Origin of the sequence: Actinoallomurus sp. CA-142502 (assembly GCF_050936355.1) — a bacterium.
GTDB lineage: Bacteria > Actinomycetota > Actinomycetes > Streptosporangiales > Streptosporangiaceae > Actinoallomurus > Actinoallomurus iriomotensis.
This window is the reverse complement of sequence record NZ_JBNJMY010000001.1, coordinates 7,731,637-7,736,026: the sequence shown is the minus strand read 5'-3', so window position 1 is coordinate 7,736,026 and position 4,390 is coordinate 7,731,637. Positions and strand designations below refer to the sequence as shown.

The window sequence follows — 4,390 nt, the reverse complement described above, 5'->3', positions numbered from 1 at the left end:
ACAGATCAAGGGAAGACCACGTGGACGACCAGAACATGACCGAAGGGCAACGCCGGCGACGCGCAGACCTCGTCAACGCGTTCAGCCGCCGGGCCTGGCAGCCGAGTGAACGACCCAACGTGGTTCCGCGGCTTCTCGCCGGCGGGGCCGCGCTGGTCGTCGTGGCCGGAGGGGCGGTGGCCGTCGGCGCGCTGACCTCCCAAAGCCACAAGCACCGGACCTCGGCGGCGGCCGACACCGTACCTCCCGGCGCCGGGCGGCAGTCCCCGTCGGGCGTGCCCATCCCCGCCCCGCCGACGCAGACGCCGATACCGACGCCGACGGCCTCCCCGACCAAGAGTGGCGGGCCGAAGGCGTCGAAGAGCGCGAAGCACTCGGCACCCGCGAAGCACTCGGCGTCTTCGGCTCCAGCCCTCCGTCACGCCGAGGTCCGGGCCGCGTCGAACGAAGCGCCGTTGGGAGGTGGGCCGCCGTGGACGACTCTCGTGCTGCACGCCCCGTACACCCTCCAGCCGGGCAAGAGCGTGCGGACGAACCGCATCGCGCTGACCATGGAGACCGGCGGCGACCTCGTGCTGCGCGACAAGAGCAACAACGTCATCTGGTCAACGGGGACGAATCGGCCCGGGGCCCATGCCATTCTCCAGACCGACGGCAATCTGGTCATCTACAGTTCGGGCAACCGGGCGGTCTGGGGCGCGGGATGCTGGGGACACGACAATCCGAGGATGGTCCTGCAGGCCGACGCCAACCTGGTGATCCAGGACAAGAGCGGCAAGCCGATATGGGCGACCGACACCTGGAGATGACCGGGGGCGCGAGCAGCGCCGCGCGCGGTTCTGACCGTGCCAGTCGTGGTCAGGGAAAGCCCGTGCGCGGCGGGCGGGCGCGGGCCCGTACTCGGCGATGAGATCACGCGTCGCGTCCGGCCTGGAGAAGTGCACCAGCGCACTCGGCAGAAGGCAGGCGGCGGCTGCTCTCCGGCTTGGCCGCTCACTTCAGGGCGTTCGCGGCGAGCCGTAGATCGGTGAAGGCCCGGTCGAGATGGGTGTGCAGGTCGTCGGTGCGATCGGCCCGCCAGCGGCGGATGGCGGCCGAGTAGGTGTCCATGCCCACCTGGGCGCACAGGGCCGCGAGCGGCTCGGCGACGCCGCGGGCCCGCAAGGCGTCGGTGAGCGTCGCGACCAGGGCCGCGCTCTTGGCCAGCGCCCGTTCCTGCAGGGCCGGCGTGGCGGCGATGACCGGCGCCCGCCGCTCGGTGACCGGAAGGTTGCGCTCGATCAGCGGCACCACCTGATGGAACGCGGCCCGCAGAGTGGGTAGCGGTCTGGTGCCGACCGGCACCGCCGTGACCGCGCCGGTCATCAGGTCCCGTAGCTCCGTCTCGCCGTCGAAGAAGACCTCGCGTTTGTCGGCGAAGTGACGGAAGAAGGTCCGCTCGGTGACGCCGGCGCGGGCGGCGATGTCCCCGGTCGTGGTCTTGTCGTAGCCGCGTTCCAGATACAGGTCGAGCGCGGCCTCCTGCAGCCGCAGCCGCACCGCATCCCTGTTCCGTGGCATGGCTCTGACTCTACCACGAGCCGTCAGTTACTGACGCTACTTGCGTCAGTCACTGACTCAAAGTACCGTCAGTGACTGACACAGTTTCGTGTCAGTCACTGACGAAAAGAAGACCACCATGGAACAGCGTTTCACCGGCAAGACGGTCGTCGTCACCGGCGCCAGCTCTGGCATCGGCGACGGCATCGCCCGGAGGTTCGCCGCCGAAGGGGCCAACCTCGTCCTCGCCGCGCGGCGCAAGGACCGGCTGGAGGCCCTCGCGGCCGAGATCGGCATCCACCGCGCACTCCCGGTCCCCACCGACGTCACCAGCCAGGACGACGTACAGGCGATGATCGGCGCCGGCGCGGCCCGGTTCGGCGGCATCGACGTCCTGGTCTCCAACGCCGGCGTCGGCCTCGCCAAGGAGTTCGCGGAGACCACGCCGGCGGACTGGCGGCTGGTCATGAGCAGCGACGTCGACAGCTGCTTCTTCGGCGCGCAGGCGGCGCTGCCGTACCTGAAGGAGAGCCGCGGCGGCATCGTCCAGATCGCCTCCGCCTCCGGCCTCGGCGGCGACCGCCGGCTCACCGCCTACAACGCGGCCAAGGGCGCGGTCGTGAACTTCACCCGCGGGCTCGCCTTCGACCTCGGCCAGTTCGGCATCCGGGTGAACACCGTCGCTCCGTCACTGACCGGACCGGAAGAGCTGGCGACGACGCACGCCGACATGATCGAACGCTTCAACCAGCGTCGGGCGCTCGCCGGCTTCAGCACCCCGGCCGACGTCGCCGCCGCGGTCAGCTTCCTGGCCTCGGACGACGCCCGTTTCATCACCGGCACCATCCTGCCCGTCGACGGCGGCATCACCGCCGGCAGCGGCCAGCCCTCCCTCTTCTGAAGGACCCCCCATGCCTGGAACCAACGACGCGCTCGACCCTGAACTCGCCGCCGCGTTCGCCGCGATGCCCAAGGCCGCGAACGGCACCCTGCTCGAACTCTCCGGCATCCCGGGCCTGCGCGCCCGACTCCGTGCGGCACGCGCCCACCTGCCCGCGACCCCGCCCGACCCCCGGGTCACGATCGAGACCCTGCGCATCCCCCGAGACGACCGGACCGAACTCGAGGTGGTCCTGTACCGCCCGGCCGGCGCCACGCAGACCCTCCCGGCCCTGGTCTGGTTCCACGCCGGCGCCCAAGTGCTCGGCGATGACGCCCGCGACGACGACGCGTACCACACCGCCCTGGCCCTGAACCTCGACTGCGTCCTGGCCGCCGTCGTCTACCGGCTCGCCCCGGAGACCCCGGCTCCCGGCGCCGCCGAGGACGGCTACCTCGCCTACAACCACCTCGCCGCACACGCCGCCGAGCACCGGATCGACCCGCACCGGATCGGACTCGCCGGCGCCAGCGGCGGCGGAGCGCCCGCCGCGGCCACCGCACTCATGGTGCGCGACCGGCATGCTCCGCGGCCATGCTCACTGTCCCTGCTCTACCCGATGCTCGACGACCGCCTCGAGACGCCGTCGAGCTCCGAGGCAATCGCCGAGGTCGTCTTCGCCCGCCCGGACATCCGGCTTGCCTGGGCCGCGGTCCTGGGCGACCGGCTCGGCGCGGCCGACGTACACCCGTACTCCGCGCCCGGCCGGGCCACCGACCTCACCGACCTGCCCGACACCTTCGTCGCCGTCGCCCAGTTCGATCTGCTGCGGGACGAGGGCATCGACTTCGCCCGCCGGCTGATCACCGCCTGCGTGCCGGTCGACCTGCACCTCTACGCCCGCGCGTTCCACGCCTGGGACCGCTTCGCGGCCACGTCGACCCTGACCCGCTCGTTCGAGCAGACCTGGCACGCCTTCCTCCGCCGCCACCTGCACGGTTGAGCTGCTACGGGGCTCGGGCGTCGCGTCCCGATCCACGTCGCGCGCACGTTACCGCAGGTCCGCGTCCTTTGAGACGGCTGTTCGCTCCTGCTACGGGAGGCGCCGAACGAATTCCAGGAGCAGGGTGCAGAACGCGGCGGGCTGTTCCCGCGGCGCGAGGTGTCCTGCGGCGGGGATGACCACGGTCTCGCCTGCGTCGAGGTCGCGGGCCAGTCCCTCGCCACCCTCGAAGAAATCAGGCATGTCGTGTTCACCGACGCCGACCAGGACGGGAGTCGTCAGCGTGCGCAGCGCCGCCGCTCCCTCGCCGAGCGGGTCCGCCGCCAGTGACGGCTCCGCTCGACGGCCGCCTTTCCGCCCTGGATCGATCAGTCGTCGGTCGGGCCGGCTCAGGCGAGGCCGTCGAATGGACGGACCTCGACCTTGCCCCGGCACGCTTTAGACCCCTCGGCCGCGAGCTTGAGCGCCACGTCGAGGTCGGGTGCGTCGATGACCCAGAAACCCCCGATGACCTCCCTGGTTTCGAGGTAGGGGCCGTCGGTCATCACCGGCGTCTTACCCTGGCCGTCGACGACGGTCGCCGTCGATGCCGGCGCGAGCCCACCGGCGAAGACCCAGTAGCCATCGGCACGAAGCTTGTCATTGAAGGCGCCGGTCGCCGCGAACGCCTCCTCCATCTCCTCCTTGGAGCCGTAGTTGCCGAACTCGTTTATCTCGGCGGGGCCGTGCACGGTCAACAGGTAGTGCGTCATCCCGCTTCTCCTTAAGTTCCGGGCGGTCCGGATGACCGCCGTCTACCCCCATTACGAACGGCATTCCGTCGATGCGACAACCTGCCACGGAAAACCTTGCGATCGGGATCCTCATAAGCGAACTGCTCGTTCGACGTCCTGCCGCAGAAGCACCGGACGCTCGTGTGCAGGCTCAGCCGCGACCTCGTCCAGTGCCTCGCCGACGAGACTGGCTGC

Annotated in this window: 6 protein-coding genes; 3 read left to right on the top strand and 3 right to left on the bottom strand. The window is 70.7% G+C overall.

Features of this window, described 5'->3' with window-relative positions:
• The first annotated feature begins 20 nt into the window (after positions 1-20).
• The gene (locus ACQEV1_RS36215; protein ID WP_285632436.1) at positions 21-809 is read left to right on the top strand and encodes a hypothetical protein; all 789 of its coding nucleotides are present in this window, start codon (positions 21-23) and stop codon (positions 807-809) included.
• A gap of 184 nt (positions 810-993) precedes the next feature.
• On the opposite strand, the gene ACQEV1_RS36210 is transcribed toward ACQEV1_RS36215, so the two are convergent.
• Positions 994-1,560: a TetR/AcrR family transcriptional regulator gene (locus ACQEV1_RS36210; RefSeq protein WP_433400226.1), complete on the bottom strand. Its 567-nt coding sequence runs from the start codon at positions 1,558-1,560 to the stop codon at positions 994-996.
• A gap of 118 nt (positions 1,561-1,678) precedes the next feature.
• On the opposite strand from ACQEV1_RS36210, the gene ACQEV1_RS36205 reads away from it, so the two are divergent.
• Both ACQEV1_RS36205 and ACQEV1_RS36200 read left to right on the top strand, forming a co-directional pair.
• Complete coding sequence (locus ACQEV1_RS36205) at positions 1,679-2,440, top strand: SDR family NAD(P)-dependent oxidoreductase (RefSeq protein WP_433400223.1); 762 nt, start codon at positions 1,679-1,681, stop codon at positions 2,438-2,440.
• Positions 2,441-2,450: 10 nt separating this feature from the next.
• Positions 2,451-3,422, top strand: coding sequence for an alpha/beta hydrolase fold domain-containing protein (locus ACQEV1_RS36200; protein WP_433400220.1), 972 nt, complete (start codon positions 2,451-2,453; stop codon positions 3,420-3,422).
• Positions 3,423-3,512: 90 nt separating this feature from the next.
• Here the strand turns inward: ACQEV1_RS36200 and ACQEV1_RS36195 are convergent, their stop codons facing one another.
• Together ACQEV1_RS36195 and ACQEV1_RS36190 are read right to left on the bottom strand one after the other, a co-directional pair.
• Complete coding sequence (locus ACQEV1_RS36195) at positions 3,513-3,665, bottom strand: alpha/beta fold hydrolase (protein WP_433400217.1); 153 nt, start codon at positions 3,663-3,665, stop codon at positions 3,513-3,515.
• A gap of 146 nt (positions 3,666-3,811) precedes the next feature.
• Entirely contained in the window at positions 3,812-4,174 is a 363-nt protein-coding gene (locus tag ACQEV1_RS36190; RefSeq protein ID WP_285632517.1) for a YciI family protein, read from the bottom strand.
• Between the last annotated feature and the right edge of the window lie 216 nt (positions 4,175-4,390).

Excerpts from the sequence above, each read along its gene's own strand:
- ACQEV1_RS36210 (WP_433400226.1), bottom strand. The coding sequence starts at position 1,560 with ATGCCACGGAACAGGGATGCGGTGCGGCTGCGGCTGCAGGAGGCCGCG.
- ACQEV1_RS36205 (WP_433400223.1), top strand. The coding sequence starts at position 1,679 with ATGGAACAGCGTTTCACCGGCAAGACGGTCGTCGTCACCGGCGCCAGC.
- ACQEV1_RS36200 (WP_433400220.1), top strand. The coding sequence starts at position 2,451 with ATGCCTGGAACCAACGACGCGCTCGACCCTGAACTCGCCGCCGCGTTC.
- ACQEV1_RS36195 (WP_433400217.1), bottom strand. The coding sequence starts at position 3,665 with ATGCCTGATTTCTTCGAGGGTGGCGAGGGACTGGCCCGCGACCTCGAC.
- ACQEV1_RS36190 (WP_285632517.1), bottom strand. The coding sequence starts at position 4,174 with ATGACGCACTACCTGTTGACCGTGCACGGCCCCGCCGAGATAAACGAG.